Here is a 20,458-nt window from a genome sequence, read left to right on the forward strand (position 1 = left end):
GCTTGCGATGAGGGGCCTGCGGTGAGGGAGGGCACGATGGACGATCTGCTGGCGAATTCCGCGGGCGAGCTGTTCACCCGCGCCTGCCCGCCCGAGGTGGCGCGCGCCATCCGCCATGGCGGCAGCGCGGCGGCGCTGTGGGACGCGATCGAGGAATCCGGCTTCCTCGACGCGCTGGTACCGGAGGCGGCGGGCGGCGCCGGGCTGCGGCCGATCGACACGCTGCCGGTGCTGCTCGCGGCCGGGCGCTTCGCGGCGCCGGTGCCGGTGGGCGAGACGATGCTGGTGCGCGCGGCCTTCGCCGCCGCCAGGCAGGCGGCGCCGGAAGGGCCGGTGGCGCTGGCGCAGCCGGTCGCGGCGGACGCGGCGTGGCGCGCGCGCGCCGCCTGGGCACGGCAGTCGCGCCGGGTGCTGGTGCCGCGCGGCGAGGCGGCGCTGCTGCTGCCGCGCCCGGCGCTGCCCGGCACCGACTACGTGAACGACACGGCGGCGACGATGACGTGGGAGCAGCCGGAGCCGGAAGCGGCGCTGGAGGGCGGCACGGACTGGCTGGTGGCGGGCGCCTGGGCCGAGTTGTGCCGCATGGCGGGGGCGATGGACCGCATCCTGGAGGACACGATCCGCTATGCCGGCGAGCGCGTGCAGTTCGGCCGCCCCATCGCCGGCTTCCAGGCGGTGCAGCAGCAGCTTTCCGTGCTGACCGAGGAGGTGTTCGCGGGCCGCATGGCGGCGCAGCTCGCCTCGCTGCCAAGCGCCGGCGAGGCGTCACTGGACCCGCTGCGCGTCGCGGCGGGCAAGGCGCGCATCGGCGAGGCGGCCATCCGCGTCGCCGCCATCGCGCATGGCGTACTGGGGGCGATGGGCATCACCGAGGAAGTGCCGCTGCACCTGATGACGGAGCAGTTGCACCGGGGCCGGCTGGCCTTCGGCTCCGAGGCGTACTGGCATGGCGTGCTGGGTCGGGCCTGCCTGGACGGGCCGGCCGTCACCAGCCTCGGCTTCGTGCAGGAGCGGCTGGCGCCGGCCGAGGCATGAGCGACGCGCTCCTGCCCCGCGTCGTCGCGCTGGAAGGCTGTACCAACCTGCGCGACCTCGGCGGCTACCGCACCGATGACGGGCGGTCGGTGCGCTTCGGCCGCGTGTTCCGCTCCGCCTCGCTGGCGCGGCTGACGCCGGCGGACCTGCCCTGCCTCGCGGCGCTCGGCCTACGCACCGTGTGCGACCTGCGCGGCGTGCGCGAGAGCGAGAAGGCGCCCTCGGTGCTGCCCAGGTCGGAGGCACCGGAGATCGTGCCCTTGTCGATCGAGCCGCGCGTCGGCGCCTCGCTGCGCGACATGCTGGCGCGCGAGGAGGCCACGGGCGAGGATGTGCGCGACCTGCTGCGCATCGCCTATACCGCCTACGCGACCGACCACCTGCCGCGCTACCGCACGCTGTTCGACCTGCTGCTGCGCGAGGAGCGGCTGCCGCTGCTGTTCCACTGCTCGGCCGGCAAGGACCGCACCGGCTTCGGCGCGGCGCTGCTGCTGACGGCGCTCGGCGTGCCGCGCGCGACGGTGATCGAGGACTACCTCGCCACCAACCGCATCTGGGGGCGCGAGAACGCCCTGCCGGAGAACACGCCGGCCGAGGTGCGCGACGCGCTGCTCTCCGCGCACCGGCCGCTGCTGGAGATGGCGCTCGACCTCGCCGCCGAGCGGCATGGCGGCGTGGACGGGCTGCTGCGCGACGGGCTGGGTCTCGACGCGGCGCGGCTGGCGCGGCTGCGGGCGATGCTGCTGGACTGACGGGCGGGGGCCCCGGCGGGGAAGGGCACCGCCCTCCCCTGCGGCCCCTGCCGCGAAGGGGCGAAGCCCCCTGCGAGACCCTCTCTCGTTTCCGTCGCCGCGCGTATCAGCCCGCGACCATCGGGCAACCGCCCTCGTTCAGCGGGCGGAAGGCCTGGTCGGCGGGAATGGTGGCGACGAGCCTGTAGTAGTCCCACGGCCCGCGGCTCTCCTCGGGCTTCTTCACCTCGAACAGATAGGCGGGATGCAGCGCGCGGCCGTCCCGGCGGACGGTGGTGGTGCCGAAGCAGTCATCCTCGGCGGGGACGCGCTTCATCTGCTCGATCACGGCACGGCCGGAGGCCCTGGCGCGCTCGAAGCCGACCTCCTTCGCCATCTTCAGGTAGTGCAGCGTGGCGGAGTAGGCGCTGGCCTGGCTCATGTTGGGGTAGAGGCCGCCGGGCAGGCGCGGCTTCACGCGCGCGGTGAAGGCGCGGGTGCGGTCGTTCATGTCCCAGTAGAACAGCTCGGTCAGCGTCAGCCCCTGCGCCGCCTGCAGGCCGAGGCCGTGCACGTCCTGGATGAAGCCGACCATCGCCGCGAGCTTCGTGCCCCGCCGGGTGATGCCGAACTCGCCCGCCTGCTTGACGCAATTGACGAGATCGGCGCCGGCATTGGCGAAGGCGATCACGTTGGCGCCGCTGGCCTGCGCCTGCACCAGCATCGAGGAGAAGTCGGTGGTGCCGGGGAACGGATAGGCGGCGCTGCCCAGCACGCGGCCACCCATGCGCTCCACGAAGCGCGTCGTGTCGGCCTGGATCGCCTTGCCGAAGGCGTAGTCGGCGGTGATGAAGTACCAGCGGTTGCCGCCGGCGCGCACGAGGCCGCCGCCCGTGGCGTTGGCGGTGCACCACGTGTCGTAGGTCCAGTGGACGGTGTTCGGGTTGCAGGCGCGGCCGGTGATCTCGGAGGAGCCGGTGCCGGTGGCGAGCACCGCCTTGTCCTTCTGCACCGCGATGTTGCCGCAGGCGAGCGCCACGGCGGAGTTGCTGACGTCGGCGAGCACGTCGACGTTGCCGCGGTCGAACCATTCGCGCGCGATGGCGACGCCGAGGTCGGCCTTGTTCTGGTGGTCGCCCATCAGCACCTCGACCTGCACGCCCGGGTTGGCGGCCATGAACTCGGTCGCGGCCTGCCGCGCGCAGGCGGCGGCGGTGGGGCCGGCGACGTCGCGATAGGGGCCGGTGGCGTCGGTGATGACGCCGATTCGGATGGTGGCGGCGGCCTGGGCGCGCAGGCGGGTCGGCAGCAGCGCGGCGGTGCCCACGCCGAGCAGGGCACGACGGTTCAGGGACATGGACGGTTCCTGTTCTTGCTTGTGAGACCGAGCATAACGCGGCCCGGCCGGCGCGTTGCAAGCCCGTTCCGACGCACCACGGCGAACCGCAGTCCGGTTGGGACTGCGGTTCGCTGTAGTTCGTTGTTCTCGGCGCGGATTCACGCCGCCGGGCGGGTCCGCCCGCCGGCGTTCCGCTCTAGCCGCCGAAGCGCGCGGGCCGCTTGCCCATGAAGGCGGCGACACCCTCGGCGAAGTCGGCGGTGGCGGCGCAGCGGAGGAAGCCGTCGCGCTCGGCGTCGAGCTGCGCGGCGAGGTCGCGGCCGGTGGCGGCGCGCAGCAGCGCCTTGGTGCCGGCGATGGCCTCGCGCGGGCCGGCGGCGAGGCGGCGGGCGATGGCGAGCGCCTCGTCCTGCAACGCGTCCACTGGCACCACGCGGTTGACGAGGCCGAGCTGCAACGCCGTCGCCGCGTCCACCACCTCGTCCAGCAGTGCCATGCCGAGCGCGCGGCGCAGGCCGACGAGGCGCGGCAGCATCCAGGAGCCGCCGCAATCCGGGCTGGTGCCGAGGCGCAGATAGGCCACGCTGAAGCGCGCATCCTCGGCGGCGATGACGAGGTCGGCCGCCATCGCCACGCTGAAACCGCCGCCGGCCGCCGCCCCCTGCACCGCGGCGATCACCGGCGCCGGCAGCGCGGCGAGCGCCAGCAGCGCCTCGTGCATCGACGCGATGACGGGGGCGATCATGGCCGGTGCGTCCGGGCCGGCGCGGTGGAAGACCGCGATGTCCCCGCCGGCCATGAAGGCGCGCCCGGCGCCGGTGAGCAGCACGGCGCGCACCGTGCCGTCGAGGCCGGCGACGGCCTCGCGGAACGCCTCGGCGGTGGGCTGGTCGAGCGCGTTCAGCGAGGCGGGGCGGTTGAAGCGCAGATGCGCGACGCCGTCCTCGTGCGAGACCAGAAGCGGGGATTCGGTCATGGCATTGCCTCGGTCGTTGTCTCGTCCAGCATGCGCAATTCGCGCTTGAGCACCTTGCCGGCGGCGTTGCGCGGCAGCGGCGCGTCCCGCAGCAGGATCCGCTCGGGCACCTTGTAGTCGGCGAGGCGCGCGGCGCAGAGGGCGCGCAACTCGTCGGGTTCCGGCACCGGCTCGCGCGCCACCACAAAGGCGCGGACGCGCTCGCCCAGCACCGGGCAGGGATAGGCGACCACCGCCGCCTCGACCACCGAGGGATGCGCGAGCAGCGCGTTCTCCACCTCGGCCGAATACACCTTGAGGCCGCCGCGGTTGATCATGTCCTTGCTGCGGTCGAGCACGCGCAGGAAGCCCTCGGCGTCGAGCGCGCCGATGTCGCCGGAGCGCCACCAGCCGGCCTCGAAGGCGGCCGCGGTCGCGGCGGGATCGTTCCAGTAGCCGCGCGCGACCATCGGGCCGCGGATGCGTATCTCGCCCGCCTCGCCGGGCGGCAGGTCGCTGCCGTCGAGGTCGGTGACGCGCAGCTCGGCGCAGGGCACGGCGCGGCCCACCGTGTCGCGGCGCGCCAGCGCGTCCTCGGGCGCGAGCAGCGTGGCGGGCGAGGTGGTCTCGGTGGCGCCGTAGGCGTTCATCAGCCCGAGCCCGGGCAGGGCTTCCGCAAGCCGGCGCACCGTCTCCTCCGGCATCGGCGCGCCGCCATAGCCGCCGATGCGCCAGGCCGAGAGATCGTGGCGCGCGAATTCCGGGTCGAGCAGGCAGAGCGCGTACATGGCCGGCACCATCAGCGTGTGCGTCATGCGCTCGCGCGCCGCGAGGGCGAGGAATTCGCGCGCCTTGAATTGCGGCAGCACGATCAGCGTGCCGGCGGCGCGCACCAGCGCCAGCACCTGCGCCACCGTGCCGGTGATGTGGCTGAGCGGCACCGCGACCACAGAGCGGTCGGCGGGGCCGAGCCGCATCGCCCGCTCGTAGTGCATCGCGGAATGCACGAAGCCGAGATGCGTCAGCATCACGCCCTTCGGCCGGCCGGTGGTGCCGGAGGAGTAGAACAGCGCGGCGACGTCCTCCTCGCCGGCGCGCGCCGGCGGCAGCGGCGCGGCGTCGAGCAGCGCGTCCCATGCCGGGCCCGGTACGGCGACGCGCAGCCGCAGCACGGGGGTCTCGGCGGGCGGCGGCAGGCGGTCGGCGAAGGCGGGGTCGTGCAGCAGCACGGCGGCGCCGGAATGGGCGAGCAGATAGGCGAGCCCGGGCGTCGCCTCGCGCTCCGAGAGCGGCACGAAGACGGCGCCGAGGCGCGCCGCGGCGAACAGCGCCACCACGAACTCGGCACGGTTGCCGAGCAGCAGCGCCACGCGGTCGCCGGCACCGATGCCGCGCGCGGCCAGCCCGCCGGCGAGGCGCGCGACCCTGGATTCCAGCGCGGCGTAGGTCAGTCGGGCATCGCCCTGGACCAGCGCCTCGCCCTCGGGGTTGCGGGCGGCGGCCTCGGCGAGCAGCGCGTGCAGATCGGGCGGGCGCGGGGCGAAGCAGCGCACCACGCGGTCGCCGAAATGCGCCTCGGGCCGGATTTCCGGCATGGGTTCCTCCCTCGCGACGCGGCATGGCAGGGCGGCTCCGCCTCCCTGCACCCTCCGCAAAGGAGGGCGCCGCCCTCCTTTGGATCCACCCGCCAGGAACCTCAGGTTCCTGGACCTCCGCCGGCGTTGTCCGGCTTCGCCGGATACCCTGGAACGAAAGGGGTTTCCCAAAGGGGCTTCGCCCTTCGGCGGGGTTCGGGGCAGCGCCCCGATGCCCTCACCCCCGGCCATCAGCCCCCCAGCACCGGCCCCTCCGGCTCGCGCTTCAGCTCGCGCTTGGCCACCACGTTGAGGTGCACCTCGTCCGGCCCGTCGATGAAGCGCAGCGCGCGGCCCCAGGTCCAGAGGTAGGAGAGCGGCGTGTCCGGCGTCAGCCCCATCGCGCCGAACACCTGCATGGCGCGGTCCACCACGCGCGTCTGCATGCGCGCCGCGACGACCTTGATCGCCGAGACCTCGGTGCGCGCGGCCTTGTTGCCGTATTTGTCCATCATCCAGGCGGCCTGCAGCGTCAGCAGCCGCGCCTGGTCGATCTCCAGCCGGCACTCGGCGATGGCGTCGCGCACGTTGGCGAAATCCGCCAGCTTGCGGCCGAACGCCTCGCGCTCCCTCGCGCGCGCCACCATCAGCTCCAGCGCCAGCTCGCACTGGCCGATGGTGCGCATGCAATGGTGGATGCGCCCCGGGCCGAGCCGCGCCTGCGCCATGGCGAAGCCCTTCCCCTCCTCGCCGAGCAGGTTCGAGACGGGCACGCGCACATCCTCCCACACCACCTCGCAATGCCCGTCGGGCGCCACGTGGTGCATGATCGGGATGTTGCGCAGCACGCGCACGCCGGGCGTGTCGAAGGGCACCAGCACCATGGAGTGGCGCGAATGCGGGTCCGCCTCCGGGTCGGTGACGCCGAGCAGGATCGCGACCTTCACGTTGGGGTGCGCCGCGCCGGTGATGAACCACTTGCGCGCGTTGACGACGTAGTGGTCGCCCTCGCGGCGGATGCGGGCGCGGATGTTGGTGGGATCGGAGGAGGCGGTATCGGGCTCCGTCATCGCGATGGAGGAGCGGATCTCGCCGCGCAGCAGCGGCATGAGCCACTGCTCGCGCTGGGCCGGCGAGGCGAAGAGGTGCAGCACCTCCATGTTGCCGGTGTCCGGCGCGTTGCAGTTGAACACCTCGGGGGCCCAGGGGATGCGGCCCATGATCTCGGCCAGCGGCGCGTATTCGAGGTTGGAGAGGCGCGTGCCGGGCTCGTCCTCGCGCAGACCGGGCAGGAACAGGTTCCACAGCCCCTCCTCGCGCGCGAAGGACTTGAGCCGGTCCACCAGCGCCAGCGGGTAGCGGCCGGCCGCGGCCTCGGCGTGCCATTCGGCGTCCGCCGGGAAGACGTGCCGGCGCATGAAGGCCCGCAGCCGCGACTGGAGGGCCTGGGTCTTCTCGGAGTGCTCGAATTCCATGTCGGCGTTTCCCTGTCGGTGGCGCGCGGGCCCCGTTCTTCAGGCGGCTTCGATGATGGCGGCGCCGTGGCGGGCGAAGGCGATGGAGAGGTCGCCGACCCTCGCGGCATCGGCGCCGGCGGCGTTGCCGGCGCGGGCGCGGCCGGCGATGCCCTCGAAGATCACCGCGAAGCGGAACATGGCGAAGGCGAAGTGGAAGGGCTGCGGCGGCGCGCAGCGGGTGCGCCGGCTCGCGAGGTAGTGGCCGACGAACTCGGCCTCGGTGGGCATGCCGAGCCCGTTCCAGTCCAGGCCGAGGATGCCGCCATACTCCTCCGGCCGGCTGCGCCAGGCGATCGCGGCGAAGGCGACGTCGGAGAGCGGGTGGCCGATGGTGGAAAGCTCCCAGTCCAGCACGGCCACGACATCCGGCGCGCCGTTCGCGAACATCACGTTGCCGAGGCGGTAGTCGCCGTGGACGATGGTGCACTGCCCGTCATCCTCGGGCATGTGCGCGGGCAGCCACTCGGCGAGGCGGGCGAGGTCGGGGATGTCGCGGCCCCGCGCGGCCTGCCACTGCCGGACCCAGCGCGCGACCTGCCGGGCGAAGAAGCCCTCGGGGCGGCCGTAGCCTTCGAGGCCGGCGGCGCGCCAGTCCACGTCGTGCAGCGCGGCCAGGGTCTCCGCGAAACGCATCACCATGGCGCGGCGCTCGCCGGCATCGGCGCCGGGCAGCGAGGCGGCGTCGAAGACCCGCCCCTCGACCCGCTCCATCACGTAGAAGGGCGTGCCGACCACCTCGCGGCCGGGATGGAACAGCAGCGCGCGCGGCACCGGAACGGCGGTGCCGGCCAGCGCCGTCAGGATGCGGTGCTCGCGGTCCACGGCATGGGCGGAAGGCAGGATCTCGCCCGGCGGCTGCTTGCGCAGCACGAGGCGGCGGTTGGCGTAGGTGACGAAGAAGGTGGGGTTGGACTGGCCGCCGCTGATGCGCGCGAGCGTCATCGGGCCTTCCAGGCCGGGGATCGCCCCGCGCAGGAAGGCATCGAGGCGGGCGGGATCGAATTCCGTCCCTGCCGCCGATGGGCCAGCGGGCGGTGCAGCGGGCGCGGCGGCGTGGCTCATCGCGCTTCGGCCCATGGGGTGGCCCGCACCGGCCGGTCCTGCGTCGCAGCCATCCCTTCCTCCCCTCCCTCGATCATTCGGGCCGCGCCGGCGGCGCCACGGGGGCGTCCAGCGCGAGGCCGACCATCTCGTAGCCGCGCCGGAAATCGACGATGTGCCGGCGCATCCACAACTCGGCCCCGGCCTCGTCGCGGCGGCCGATGGCCTCGACGACATGGCGGTGCGCGGCCTGCATACGGTCGTTGGCCTGGGGCAGCCTCGGCATCAGCGGCTCGGCGGCCGGATAGAGCAGCGCGCCCACCGGCTCGCGCGAGAGCAGCAGGGCACGGTTGTGCGCGGCCTCGCTGACCAGGGCGTGGAATTCGGTGTCGAGCGCCGCCGGGGATTCGCCGCGCGCCAGCACGGCGTCGGTGCGCGCGATGGTGTCGGCCAGCGCCGCCACCTCCGCCGGCGCGGCGTGGCGGGCGGCGAGCCGCGCGGCCATCGGCTCCAGCGCCAGGGCGACGGACCACAGCTCCTCGAAGGTGACGCGCTGCATGGCCAGCGCCCGGGCGGCGCGCGGCGCGAGGTCGGCGGCGCGGGGTGCCGCGATCACCAGCCGCTTGCCGGCGGCGCGGCGCAGCAGCCCCTCGCTCTCCAGCGCCCGGATGCCCTCGCGCACGGTGGAACGGTTCACGCCGAAGCCGGCGGCCAGTTCCGCCTCGGACGGCAGCGCCTCGCCCGGCTTCAGCGCGCCGGCGAGGATGCGCCGCTCGATCTCGGCGGAGACCTGGCGGTAGGCGGGCTGCGGCTGGAGGCGGCGGAATTCCATGCGGGACGGTCCGGTCGGTCCCGTTGTCCGACAACCAGACCATCGGACATCCCCACGCGTCAAGCGAATCCGCACGCCGGGCGCTTTGCCGGACGGGCCGCAGGCCGCAAGCTGCGCCGGCACACGGAACGGAGCCGGCCGGGCTTGCCCAGGACCGGCGGAAAGGCACAGGGAACGGCGATGCGCATCACCATCCTCGGCGGCGGCGGCTTCCTCGGGCGCAGGCTGGCGCGCCGGCTCGCGGCGGACGGCGTGCTGCGCACCGCCGGCGGCGAGCGGCGCATCGAGGCGCTGACGCTGTTCGACCTCGCCGCCCCGGCGCCGGTCGAGGCCCCCTTCCCCGTCCGCACCCTGGGCGGCGACGTCGCCGACCCGGCGGCGCTGGCCGCGGCGATCCCGCCGGGCACGGACGTGGTCTTCCACCTCGCCGCCGTGGTCAGCGCGGCGGCGGAGGCCGATTACGACCTCGGGCTGCACGTCAACCTGCAGGGCACGCTGGCGGTGGTGCAGGCCTGCCGGGCGCTGCCCGCGCCGCCGCGCGTGGTGTTCACCTCCTCGGTGGCGAGCTTCGACGGCGGGCAGGAGGCGCGGCTGCCGGACGATGCGCGGCAGCTTCCCACCAACAGCTACGGCGCGCAGAAGGCGATGGGCGAGCTGCTGCTGCACGACGCGACGCGGCGCGGGCTGCTGGACGCGGTGTCGATCCGCCTGCCCACCGTGATCGTGCGGCCGGGGCGGCCGAACAAGGCCGCCTCCTCCTTCGTCTCGGCGATCCTGCGCGAGCCGCTGCTGGGCCTGCCGGCGGAATGCCCGGTGGGCGAGGCCTTCGCGCTCTGGGTCTGCTCGCCGCGCGCGGCGGTGGAATGGTTCCTGCACGCGGCGGGAATGGATACCGCGCTGCTCGGGGCCGATCGCGGCGTGAACCCGCCGGGGCGCTCGGCCACGGTGGCGAAGCTGCTGGAGGCGCTGGCCGACGTGGCCGGGCCGGAGGCGCGGGCGCTGGTGCGGCACGTGCCGGACCCGGCGGTGGCGGCGATCGTCGGCGAGTGGCCGGCCGCCTTCACCGCCACGCGCGCCCGCAAGCTGGGCTTCGCCGAGCAGGAGCCCCTGGACGAGGTGGTGCGCGCCTTCGTCGACGAGGACCTGGCGGCGACGCGAGCGGAGCGCGGGCTGTAGGGCGGATCGCAGGCGGGCGGGCGCGCCCGGAGGCGCGAAGCCGGGCCGGGGGCAACGCCCCGTGGAGGGCCGCCGTCCCGGCCGGACCGCGGTCCGCCACGGGGCGCGCCTTCCGCGCCCCGCCCCGTCGGCCAGCCCCCGGACCGGCCTTCCGCGACGCCGGCGCGAGCGGCCGCCGCCTGCCCCGCCTCCGTTCCGGTCAGGCCGCGCCGGGCATCAAGGGCGTGGGCGAGATCGGCATCACCGGCACGGCGGGCGCGATCGCCAACGCGGTCTGGCACGCGACGGGGCGGCGCGTCCGCCGCTTCCCGATCGCGGTCGAGGCGCTGATCGGCGCCGGCCCGGCGCACTGAGCCGGGCGGCAGGCGGCCGGACGCCGCCGGCACGGGAACGAGGCGCGGGCCATGCCCCGACGGGGGCGCGGACCGCGCCTCGCGCTCACCCCTTCCTCTTCGGCGGGATCAGGTCGGTGATGGTGCCCTCGAACATCTCGGCGGCCATGCCGATGGTTTCCGAGAGGGTCGGATGCGGGTGGATGGTGAGCGCGATGTCCTGCGCGTCCGCCCCCATCTCGATGGCGAGCGCCGCCTCGGCCACCAGGTCGCCCGCGTTCGGCCCGACGATGCCGCAGCCGAGCAGCCGGTGCGTCGCCTCGTCGAACAGCAGCTTGGTCATGCCCTCGTCGCGCCCGAGCGAGAGCGAGCGGCCGCTCGCCGCCCAGGGGAACACGCCCTTGCCGACCTTGATGCCCTTCGCCTTGGCCTCGTTCTCCGTCAGCCCCACCCAGGCGACCTCGGGGTCGGTATAGGCGACCGAGGGGATCACCTTGGCGTCGAACGCCGCCTTGTGGCCGGCGGCGACCTCGGCCGCGACATGCGCCTCGTGCACCGCCTTGTGCGCCAGCATCGGCTGCCCGACGATGTCGCCGATGGCGAAGATGTGCGGCACGTTGGTGCGCTGCTGCCGGTCCACCGGGACGAAGCCGCGCTCGTCCACCCGCACGCCGGCGTTCTCGGCGCCGATCAGCCTGCCGTTCGGGCGGCGGCCGACCGCGACCAGGACCTTGTCGTAGGTCCCGGTGGCCGGCGCGCTGCCGCCCTCGAAATGCGCGACCAGCCCTTCCGGCGTCGCCTCGACCTTCGTCACCTTGGTCCTGAGGTAGATCGCCGCGTACTTCCTGCTGATGCGCTTCATCAGCGGCGCGACCACGTCCTTGTCGGCGCCGGGGATGATCTGGTCCATCAGCTCGACCACCGTCACCTTCGCGCCGAGCGCGTGGTAGACCGTCGCCATCTCCAGCCCGATGATGCCGCCGCCGAGCACCAGCAGCCGCTCCGGCACCCCGTCCAGCGCGAGGGCGCCGGTGCTGTCGATCACGCGCGGGTCGTCATGCGGGATGAAGGGCAGCGTCACCGGCTCGGAGCCGGCGGCGATGATGGCCTGGTCGAAGCTGACGACCTTCCTGCCCTCCGGCCCCTGCACCTCGACCTGGTTGAGCGACAGGAATTGGCCGGTGCCCCGGACCACCGTGACCTTGCGCTGCTTCGCGAGGCCGGACAGCCCGCCGGTCAGGCGCTTCACCACGCCCTCCTTCCAGCCGCGCAACCTGTCGATGTCGATGGCGGGCGCGCCGAAGCTGATGCCGTGCTCGCCCATCTCCTGGCTCTCGTCCACCACCTTGGCCGCGTGCAGCAGCGCCTTGGAGGGGATGCAGCCGACGTTGAGGCAGACGCCGCCCAGCGTCTCCCAGCGCTCGACCAGCACCACCTTCTTCCCGAGATCGGCGGCGCGGAAGGCGGCGCTGTAGCCGCCGGGGCCGGCGCCGAGCACCAGCACCTCGGCGTGCAGGTCGCCCGGCGCGGTGGCGGCCGGCTTCGGGGCCGGCGCGGGCGGCAGGGCGGCGGGCGGCGCCCTGTCGGCGGGGGCGGCCATGCCCTCGCCCTTCAGCGTCAGGATGCGGTCGCCCTGCGAGACGCGGTCGCCGACCTTGACCAGCACGGCGGCGACGGTGCCGGCCTGCGGCGCCGGCACGTCCATCGTCGCCTTGTCGGATTCCAGCGTCAGCAGCGGGTCCTCGGCCTTCACCGCGTCGCCCGGCTTCACGTGGACCTCGATCACCGGAATGCCCTTGAAGTCGCCGATATCGGGGACGACGACATCGACCTCCTGATAGACGCCGGCGGGCGAGCCGTAATTGGGCGGCGGGCCTTCCGGCTGCGGCGCGGCCTCCTGGCGCACCGTCTGCTTGGGTGGCGTGGCCGGCGCGCCGGCCTCCTCCAGAAGCAGGATCAGGTCGCCCTCGGAGACGCGGTCGCCGAGCTTGACCTGCAACGCGGCGACGGTGCCGGCCCGCGGCGCCGGCACGTCCATGGTCGCCTTGTCGGATTCCAGCGTCAGCAGCGGGTCCTCGGCGTTGACCGTGGAGCCTTCCTGCACGTGGATCTCGATGATCGGGATGGACTTGAAGTCCCCGATGTCGGGGACGCGTATCTCGACGGTCATGGTCGCGCGCCTTCCCTCAGAGCACCAGCCGCCGCACATCCTCGAGGACGTGGCAGAGCTGGCGGGCGAAGCGCGCGCCGAGCGCGCCGTCGATCACGCGGTGGTCGTAGGAGAGCGAGACGGGCAGCATCAGGCGCGGCCTGAACTCCGTGCCATTCCAGACCGGCGCCATCTTCGAGCGCACCACGCCGAGGATCGCCACTTCCGGCGCGTTGACGATCGGAGTGAAGGCGGTGCCGCCGATGCCGCCGAGCGAGGAGATGGTGAAGGTGGCGCCCTGCATGTCGGCGGCCTGCAGCTTGCCGTCGCGCGCCTTCTTCGAGATCGCGCCCATCTCCTGCGACAGCTCGACGATGCCCTTGCGGTCCACGTCGCGGATCACCGGCACCACGAGCCCGTCCGGCGTGTCCACGGCGATGCCGATGTTGTAGTACTTCTTGAGGATCAGCGCGTCCTTCTCCGGCGAGAGGGAGGCGTTGAACTCCGGGAATTGCCGCAGGCAGGCGGCGCTGGCCTTGAGCAGGAAGGCGAGCAGGGTGACGCGGTAGCCCTTCTCCTTGCCCGCCGCGTCCAGCTCGCGGCGGTAGGCCTCCAGCTCCGTGATGTCGGACTCGTCCTGCTGCGTGACGTGCGGGATGTTGAGCCAGGCACGGTGCAGGTGCGGGCCGGAGAGGCGCTTGATGCGCGAGAGCGGCTTCGTCTCGACGGGACCGAATTTGCTGAAGTCCTGCGCCGGGATCTCGGGGATGCCGGAGCCGCCGGAAGGCGCGGCGGCCGGGGCGGCCGGCGCCGCCGCGGGGCCGCGCAGGAAGGCCAGCACGTCCTCCTTGGTGATTCGCCCCTTCTCGCCGGTGCCCTTCAGCTTGTTCAGGTCGACGTCCAGCTCGCGCGCCACGCGGCGCACGCCGGGCGAGGCATGCACGCCGGCGAAATCCGGCAGGGCGGGCGTGGCGCCGCCCGCCGGGGCGGCCGCCGCCACCGGGGCCGGGCCGGGGGTGGGCTGCGGCGCCGGCGGCGGCTCCTGCTGCGGCAGCAGCGAGGTCGGCTGGCTCAGCGCGCCCTCCTCGCTGCCGCGCAGGCGCAGCACGGGCGTGCCCTCGCTCACCCGGTCGCCGAGCCTGACCAGGATCGCCTCCACCGTGCCGCCGCGCGGCGACGGCACGTCCATCGTGGCCTTGTCGGATTCGAGCGTGATCAGCGGGTCGTCGGCGTTGACGACGTCGCCTTCCTTCACGTGGATCTCGATGATCGGGATGTCCTTGAAGTCGCCGATATCCGGGACCGTAACCTCGGCTGCCGCCACGTGCGTCTCCCTTGTCTCGTTCGTCCGGTGCCCTGCCGGGGCTGGCGCGCAAGCCCGGTGGTCCGGAAAATCGGAATCGCGAAGGTAGGCTGTGAAGATGAAGGCGCGGGGCGCCGGCGCGGCCGCCGCCCGGCCATGCCGGGCGGCGCACCGGGCCGGGCCCCGCCTCGGGCTCAGCTCCGGGTCGGGTTCCTCTTCTCCGGGTCGATGCCGAACTTCGCGATGGCGTCGGCGACGACCGAGCGCGGCACGGCGCCCTCGTCGGCGAGCGACTTCAGCGCCGCGACGGCGACGAAGTGGCGGTCCACCTCGAAGAAGGCGCGCAGCCGGCGCCGGTAGTCGGAGCGCCCGAAGCCGTCGGTGCCGAGCACGGTGTAGCGGCCGGGCACGTAGGGGCGGATCTGCTCGGCGAACAGGCGCATGTAGTCGCTCGACGCGATCACCGGCCCCTGCCGCCCGGCGAGGCACCGCGTGACGTAGGGCACGCGCGGCTCCTCCAGCGGGTGCAGCAGGTTCCAGCGCTCGACGTCGATCCCGTCCCGGTGCAGCTCGGTGAAGCTCGGGCAGCTCCAGATGTCGGCCGCGACGCCGAATTCGGCGAGCAGCCCGGCCGCCGCGATCACCTCGTTCAGGATGGTGCCGCTGCCGAGGAGCTGCACGCGCGGTCCCTTGCTTCCGCCCTCCCCCTCGGCCTCGCCCTCCGGCGCGGCGCGCAGCAGGTACATCCCCTTGATGATCCCGGCCTCGGCGCCCTCGGGCAGCGCCGGGTGCTCGTAATTCTCGTTCATCACGGTGATGTAGTAGAAGATGTCCTCCTGCTCCGCGTACATGCGGCGCAGGCCGTCCTGCACGATCACCGCGACCTCGTAGGAGAAGGTCGGGTCGTAGGAGACGCAGTTCGGCACGGTGGCCGAGAGCAGGTGGCTGTGCCCGTCCTCGTGCTGCAGCCCCTCGCCGTTCAGCGTGGTGCGGCCGGCCGTGGCGCCCAGCAGGAAGCCGCGCGCGCGCATGTCGCCCGCCGCCCAGATGAAGTCGCCGACGCGCTGGAAGCCGAACATCGAGTAGTAGATGTAGAAGGGGATCATCGGGCAGTCGTTGGTGGAGTACGACGTCGCCGCCGCGATCCAGGAGGCGATGCCGCCCGCCTCGTTCAGCCCCTCCTGGAGGAGCTGGCCCTTCTGGTCCTCCTTGTAGAACATGAGCTGGTTGGCGTCCTCGGGCTGGTAGAGCTGCCCGACCTGGCTGTAGATGCCGAACTGGCGGAACATGCCCTCCATGCCGAAGGTGCGGCTCTCGTCGGGCACGATCGGCACCACGCGCCTGCCGATGCTCTTGTCGCGCATCAGCATGTTCATGATGCGCACCATCGCCATGGTGGTGGAGATGGTGCGGCCTTCGGTGCCCTTGAGCTGCGCCTCGAAGGCCGCGAGCGGCGGCGTCTCCAGCGCGGTGGACTTCGCGCGGCGCGAGGGCACGTAGCCGCCGAGCGCGCGGCGGTGCTCCATCAGGTAGCGCTGCTCCGCGCTGTCCTCCGGGAATCGGATGAACGGGACCTTCTTGAGCTCCTCGTCCGAGATCTTCAGCCCGAACCGGTCACGGAACTCGCGCAGGTTCGCCTCGCCCATCTTCTTCTGCTGATGGGTGATGTTCTGCCCCTCGCCGGCCTCGCCCATGCCGTAGCCCTTGACCGTCTTGGCCAGGATCACGGTCGGCCTGCCCTTCGTCGCGACGGCCGCGGCGTAGGCGGCGTAGACCTTGTTCGGGTCGTGGCCGCCGCGCGCCAGCGCCCAGATCTCGTCGTCCGACATGTCGGCGACCAGGGCGCGCGTCTCCGGGTACTTGCCGAAGAACTTCTCGCGCACATAGGCGCCGTTCTTCGACTTGAAGTCCTGGTACTCGCCGTCGACGCACTCCTCCATGCGCTTGCGCAGCATGCCGGAGGTATCCCTGGCCAGCAGCCGGTCCCAGCCCGCGCCCCAGATCACCTTGATGACGTTCCAGCCGGCGCCGCGGAACGCCGCCTCCAGCTCCTGGATGATCTTGCCGTTGCCGCGCACCGGCCCGTCGAGCCGCTGCAGGTTGCAGTTGACGACGAAGACCAGGTTGTCGAGCCGCTCGCGCGAGGCCATCGAGATGGCGCCGAGGCTCTCCGGCTCGTCCGTCTCGCCGTCGCCGAGGAAGGCCCAGACCTTGCGCCCTTCCGTGTCGACGAAGCCGCGATGGTGCAGGTAGCGCAGGAAGCGCGCCTGGTAGATCGCCATCAGCGGGCCGAGACCCATGGAGACGGTCGGGAACTGCCAGAAGTCCGGCATCAGCCAGGGATGCGGGTAGGAGGACAGCCCATTGCCCTCCACCTCCTGGCGGAAATTGACCATCTGCTCCTCGGTCAGCCGCCCTTCGAGGAAGGCCCGCGCGTAGAAGCCCGGCGAGGAGTGGCCCTGCATGTAGACGAGGTCGCCGCCCTGCTTCTCCGTCTCGCCGCGCCAGAAGTGCATGAAGCCGGTGTCGTAGAGCAGCGCGGCGGACTGGAAGGAGGCGATGTGGCCGCCGAGCTCCGAGGATTCCTTGTTCGCCCGCAGCACCGTCGCCATCGCGTTCCAGCGCACCAGCGAGCGGATGCGGTGCTCGATCGCGCGGTCGCCGGGGTGGCGCGCCTCCTGCTCCGGCCGGATCGTGTTCACGTAGGGCGTGTTGGCCGAGAAGGGCACCGGGACGGCCTGCCGCCGCGCCTCGTCGGCCAGGGCTTCCAGCAGGAAGCCCGCGCGCTGCGACCCTTCCAGCGCGATGACGGCGCCGAGCGCGTCCCGCCATTCCTGGGTCTCGACCGGGTCGATGTCACGCGAAAGGTCCATTCGGCTTCCTCCTATCGATCCGTCGGCGGCAGGCTAGCGCGGCCATCGGCCGGCACGGAAGCGGCCGTGCCGGACATCGGCGCGAACACTGGCGCGACATCGCGGCACAGCTCCGTTCGGGTCGGCACCGCGGGTGCCGCGGTCACCGGTCGCGGCATCGGGCGCGCGGCATCGGGCATGCGGCCCGGCGGGCTTCGTCCCACGCGACGCCGTCCGTCGGCACCAAGTTGATGGATCATCCTGGATCGCTTCCGGCTTCCACCGATGTCTCCATCATGCACGCCGGTTCCTCGGCACGGCGGCGCGCGGTCGCTTCCGCCGACGCGGCCTGGCACGCGATCCGCGTCCACGCCTGCCACATCGTGAAGTGCGACCGGCGCCGGGCGCGCGTGCCGGCGTGGGCCGGATTGCATCAAGCAGCGGCCCGAAGATGTCAATGCCGGAAAGATCCCGTCGGTTCACCGTCGCGTCGAAAGCCGCACCCGACATCGTCCCGCACCGACGACGCCCCGCCTCGTTCGCGTCGGCGCACTCCCGCGCGGAACGCTCGGCCATCGGCGCCGAGGCCGTCGCGACATCGCCGGACGCAGCGGCATCGCCGGCCGTGTCCGCACGCACGCGAACGAGCGGCATCGCCGCGACTCCGTTCGCCATGCGCCATTCTCTGTCGGTAGCTCGCCGGACCGTGCCGCGCCGATGTGCGGCGCAGCATCGCGCCGCGCGGCGTCGCGGCCGGCGACGCAGCGCGCCCGGTCCGATTTGCGCGCGGGCGGCGGCACGGCTTCCGCCGCCCGCGCGTGCCCCGTAGCCTTCCCGCCTCCGTCCCGTCATCCTGGGCGCCGCGCCGGCACACGATGCCGGCCACGGGACTTCTGCCGGGAGCCGACACGGACCGATGAACCGCCCATCCGCCCGCACCCGCCTCACGACCGCGCTCGTCCTGCTCCTGTCCCTCCTGGCCTCTCCGCCGGCCAGCGCCGCCGATCCCTCGACCACCCTGGCGCGCATCCAGGCGCGCGGCAGCGTCGTCTGCGGCATGCAGGCGGACAACCCGCCCTTCTCGCTGCCCGACAGCCAGGGTCGCTGGCAGGGCCTCGACGTGGATTCCTGCCGCGCCCTCGCCGCCGCCACGCTCGGCGACCCGGCGAAGGCGACGATCCGCGCCGTCACCGGGCTGACCCGCTTCCCGGCGCTGCAGAGCGGCGAGATCGACGTGCTGCTCGGCAGCACCACCTGGCTCACCACGCGCGAGACGGCGCTCGGCCTCGTCTTCGCCGGCGCCAACTACTTCAGCGGCCAGGGCTTCCTGGTGCGCCGCAGCCTCGGCGTGAACCGCATCGCCGAGCTGGACGGCGCCTCGATCTGCGTGCCGCCCGGCTCCTCCACCGAGGTCATCCTGCAGGACTGGTTCCGCCGCCACGGCGGCACCTTCCGCCCCGTGGTGATCGACGACCCGAACCAGATCCAGTCCGCCTTCCTCAGCAACCGCTGCGACGCGTTCACGCGCGACATGACCGGGCTTTCCGGCTTCCGCATGCGCCAGCCCGACCCGGACGAGTTCCTGGTGCTGCCGGAGATCATCACCATGGAGCCGCTCGGCGCCTTCATCAGGAAGGGCGACGACGGCTGGCTCGACATCGTGCGCTGGACCCTGCTGGTGCCGGTCGTGGCGGAGCAGCTCGAGATCGGCGCGGCCGATGCCGACAGGCCGAGCGCCGTGCCGGACGTGCGCCGCCTGCTCGGGCTGGAGGGCGGCATCGGCGCCAGCATGGGCCTCGATGCGCGCTGGGCCGCGAACATCCTGCGCGCCGTCGGCAATTACGGCGAGATGTGGCAGCGGCACGTCGCGCCGACCGGCCTGCCGCGCGGGCTGAACCGGCTGTGGAGCCAGGGCGGGCTGATGTACGCGCCGCCGCTGCGGTAGCCGGGCCCGGGCGGACCGCGCCTCCGCCGATCCGCCGGCCCCCGCCCTCCGGTTCCGGCCCGCGCCCGGACCCGGCTTCGGCCCCGGCCCGATGACCCTCCCGGCGCGGCCGTCGTGCCGTCCCCCCGCCGGGGCCGGCCGTCAATCCTCGCGCAGGGTCAGGAATTCCGCCTCGAGGGCCCATTGCGCCTCGTCGGGCTCGACGAGGCCGGCATCCACCGCGCCGTTCCGCCAGCCGTGCCAGTACGAGCGCGTGTGCTGGGAGACGACGCAGGGCAGGCCACGGATGCCGTCCATGTAGCCGCTCAGGACTTCCGCCTCGTCGAGCAGGCGGAACTCCGCGATGGTGCTAACCGGCTGAAGCATAGCGCAAATCAGACTCCGCCCTGGGCCGCCCCCGGAGACGCCGCGGCGACGGCGCCGCCGTGGCAAGGCGTGCGGCGCGGCCGATGTCCCCCGATGCCGGCCGCCGGCAAGTCTGCGGGCAAAAGCGCGGTCGGCAAACGGTTTTCGACCCCGGCCCCGTCGCTCACCGCACGGCCGTGGCGGGCCCCGACATCGTCGCCGCGGGGCCGCCTCCTCCGGACCACGCGCACAGGGCCACCCCGTGCCCCGTGGGCCACCCTCACGGGGCCAGGCCCATGGGGCGCCATGCCCGCGAACCGTATCGGGGCACGGGGCCGACGCGGCCCCGTCCATAAGCATGACCAATCAGCGAACTGGTGCTGCGGCGTGCCGACCCCGTTAGCGTCGGGCGGGGAACGAACTCGTTCCTCTGTCACCCCAGGAGAGAATCATGTCGCTGATCGGCAAGATCGCCCCACAGGCGGTTATCAACCAAAAGTTGCAAATTTCCGCCCCTCCTCCACCCCAACGCGTCATTCCCTCGAAGTCGGCGCGCAGCGCCGTCTACACGGCACGCCTCGCCGTCTCGGACGAGGTCAGGCGAGATGCCTACCGGGTCCGCTATCGCAGCTATTCGAGCCAGGGCTATATACAACCGAATGACTCCGGGCTTTTCTCGGACCGGTACGATGAGATGCCGAATGCCAGGACAGTCGTGATCTACGACGGAGCCAATGCCGTGGCCTCGGTGCGTGTCTGCCTGCTGACGAGGGGCACCAGCCAGACCTCCCCGGCCCTGGACACCTTCCCCGTCGAGGTGGGCGCCCTGCTCGACGCCCATCCGGACGACGCCTTCGCCGGCCGCGCGATCGAGGTCACCCGGCTGGTGCGCAGCCCGGAGGCCGAGAACAACCAGGGGCTGGTCTTCCTTCTGTACCGGATGGCCGGCTACATCTCTCTCTGCCACCATACGCAGATCTACCTGGCCTGCGTGCGGACCAACCATGCTCCCTTCTACCGCCGCCTCGGCTACCAGGCCGCCTCGGAACCGCGGCCCTACCCGGGACTGAGTTGCAAGATGCAACTCATGTTCAGCGACCGGGAACGCTACGACGGGATACGCGCGTCGGTTCCGATGATGGACCCTTTCGCCGGCACGACGTTCGATCTCGACGGATTCTTCGTCGGTGACCCGGTCACGCTCCATCTCAGCCGCTGAGGACGCGCCCCAAGGCCCCCCATGTGGACCATTCCCGCCATTGCCGCGGCCTCCGTGGCATTCGCCTCGTTCGCCTGGGGGATCCATGGTCACTTCCGCGTCGAGGGCGCGAT

The 20,458-nt window shown here is 72.9% G+C and carries 16 protein-coding genes; 6 read left to right on the forward strand and 10 right to left on the reverse strand.

Annotation, left to right across the window (positions count from 1 at the left end; translation table 11 throughout):
- The first annotated feature begins 36 nt into the window (after window positions 1-36).
- A complete protein-coding gene (locus M0638_RS13215) occupies window positions 37-1,035 on the forward strand; it encodes an acyl-CoA dehydrogenase family protein (protein WP_248667465.1) in 999 nt (332 codons plus the stop codon).
- Window positions 1,032-1,787, forward strand: a complete 756-nt coding sequence (locus M0638_RS13220) for a tyrosine-protein phosphatase (protein WP_248667466.1) — start codon at window positions 1,032-1,034, stop codon at window positions 1,785-1,787. Before M0638_RS13215 ends, M0638_RS13220 begins: the two co-directional genes overlap by 4 nt.
- Window positions 1,788-1,893: 106 nt before the next feature.
- On the opposite strand, the gene M0638_RS13225 is transcribed toward M0638_RS13220, so the two are convergent.
- From M0638_RS13225 to M0638_RS13250, 6 genes are all read right to left on the reverse strand, one after another.
- Window positions 1,894-3,123: an ABC transporter substrate-binding protein gene (locus M0638_RS13225; RefSeq protein ID WP_248667467.1), complete on the reverse strand. Its 1,230-nt coding sequence runs from the start codon at window positions 3,121-3,123 to the stop codon at window positions 1,894-1,896.
- 178 nt (window positions 3,124-3,301) lie between these two features.
- The gene (locus M0638_RS13230; RefSeq protein ID WP_248667468.1) at window positions 3,302-4,081 is read right to left on the reverse strand and encodes an enoyl-CoA hydratase-related protein; all 780 of its coding nucleotides are present in this window, start codon (window positions 4,079-4,081) and stop codon (window positions 3,302-3,304) included.
- On the reverse strand, window positions 4,078-5,655 hold the full coding sequence (locus tag M0638_RS13235; RefSeq protein ID WP_248667469.1) for a class I adenylate-forming enzyme family protein: 1,578 nt from the start codon (window positions 5,653-5,655) through the stop codon (window positions 4,078-4,080). Before M0638_RS13235 ends, M0638_RS13230 begins: the two co-directional genes overlap by 4 nt.
- A 230-nt stretch (window positions 5,656-5,885) precedes the next feature.
- Entirely contained in the window at window positions 5,886-7,109 is a 1,224-nt protein-coding gene (locus M0638_RS13240) for an acyl-CoA dehydrogenase family protein (protein ID WP_248667470.1), read from the reverse strand.
- Window positions 7,110-7,148: 39 nt separating this feature from the next.
- Window positions 7,149-8,213, reverse strand: a complete 1,065-nt coding sequence (locus M0638_RS13245; RefSeq protein ID WP_248667471.1) for a phosphotransferase family protein — start codon at window positions 8,211-8,213, stop codon at window positions 7,149-7,151.
- A gap of 73 nt (window positions 8,214-8,286) precedes the next feature.
- Complete coding sequence (locus M0638_RS13250; RefSeq protein ID WP_248667472.1) at window positions 8,287-9,024, reverse strand: FadR/GntR family transcriptional regulator; 738 nt, start codon at window positions 9,022-9,024, stop codon at window positions 8,287-8,289.
- A 180-nt stretch (window positions 9,025-9,204) separates the two neighbouring features.
- Between M0638_RS13250 and denD the strand changes: the two genes are divergently transcribed.
- Window positions 9,205-10,200, forward strand: a complete 996-nt coding sequence (gene denD, locus M0638_RS13255; RefSeq protein ID WP_248667473.1) for a D-erythronate dehydrogenase — start codon at window positions 9,205-9,207, stop codon at window positions 10,198-10,200.
- A gap of 224 nt (window positions 10,201-10,424) precedes the next feature.
- Window positions 10,425-10,553, forward strand: a complete 129-nt coding sequence (locus M0638_RS28820; RefSeq protein ID WP_282571992.1) for a hypothetical protein — start codon at window positions 10,425-10,427, stop codon at window positions 10,551-10,553.
- A gap of 85 nt (window positions 10,554-10,638) precedes the next feature.
- Here M0638_RS28820 and lpdA read toward each other — a convergent pair whose 3' ends face one another.
- The 3 genes from lpdA to aceE are packed head-to-tail and all read right to left on the reverse strand — an operon-like array spanning window position 10,639 to window position 16,857.
- Window positions 10,639-12,702, reverse strand: coding sequence for a dihydrolipoyl dehydrogenase (gene lpdA / locus M0638_RS13260; RefSeq protein ID WP_345893025.1), 2,064 nt, complete (start codon window positions 12,700-12,702; stop codon window positions 10,639-10,641).
- A 16-nt stretch (window positions 12,703-12,718) separates the two neighbouring features.
- Complete coding sequence (gene aceF, locus M0638_RS13275) at window positions 12,719-14,182, reverse strand: dihydrolipoyllysine-residue acetyltransferase (protein ID WP_248667488.1); 1,464 nt, start codon at window positions 14,180-14,182, stop codon at window positions 12,719-12,721.
- Window positions 14,179-16,857 carry a pyruvate dehydrogenase (acetyl-transferring), homodimeric type gene (gene aceE, locus M0638_RS13280; RefSeq protein ID WP_248667474.1) on the reverse strand — a complete coding sequence of 893 codons (2,679 nt, stop codon included), beginning with the start codon at window positions 16,855-16,857 and terminating at the stop codon, window positions 14,179-14,181. Before aceE ends, aceF begins: the two co-directional genes overlap by 4 nt.
- A gap of 895 nt (window positions 16,858-17,752) precedes the next feature.
- On the opposite strand from aceE, the gene M0638_RS13285 reads away from it, so the two are divergent.
- On the forward strand, window positions 17,753-18,781 hold the full coding sequence (locus tag M0638_RS13285; RefSeq protein ID WP_248667475.1) for an amino acid ABC transporter substrate-binding protein: 1,029 nt from the start codon (window positions 17,753-17,755) through the stop codon (window positions 18,779-18,781).
- Between the two features lie 141 nt (window positions 18,782-18,922).
- On the opposite strand, the gene M0638_RS13290 is transcribed toward M0638_RS13285, so the two are convergent.
- The gene (locus M0638_RS13290; RefSeq protein ID WP_248667476.1) at window positions 18,923-19,147 is read right to left on the reverse strand and encodes a hypothetical protein; all 225 of its coding nucleotides are present in this window, start codon (window positions 19,145-19,147) and stop codon (window positions 18,923-18,925) included.
- A 430-nt stretch (window positions 19,148-19,577) separates the two neighbouring features.
- Between M0638_RS13290 and M0638_RS13295 the strand changes: the two genes are divergently transcribed.
- Window positions 19,578-20,345: an N-acyl amino acid synthase FeeM domain-containing protein gene (locus M0638_RS13295; RefSeq protein ID WP_248667477.1), complete on the forward strand. Its 768-nt coding sequence runs from the start codon at window positions 19,578-19,580 to the stop codon at window positions 20,343-20,345.
- Window positions 20,346-20,458: the final 113 nt, after the last annotated feature.

The sequence above is a fragment of the Roseomonas acroporae genome (assembly GCF_023223525.1).
GTDB classification, from domain to species: domain Bacteria; phylum Pseudomonadota; class Alphaproteobacteria; order Acetobacterales; family Acetobacteraceae; genus Roseomonas_E; species Roseomonas_E acroporae.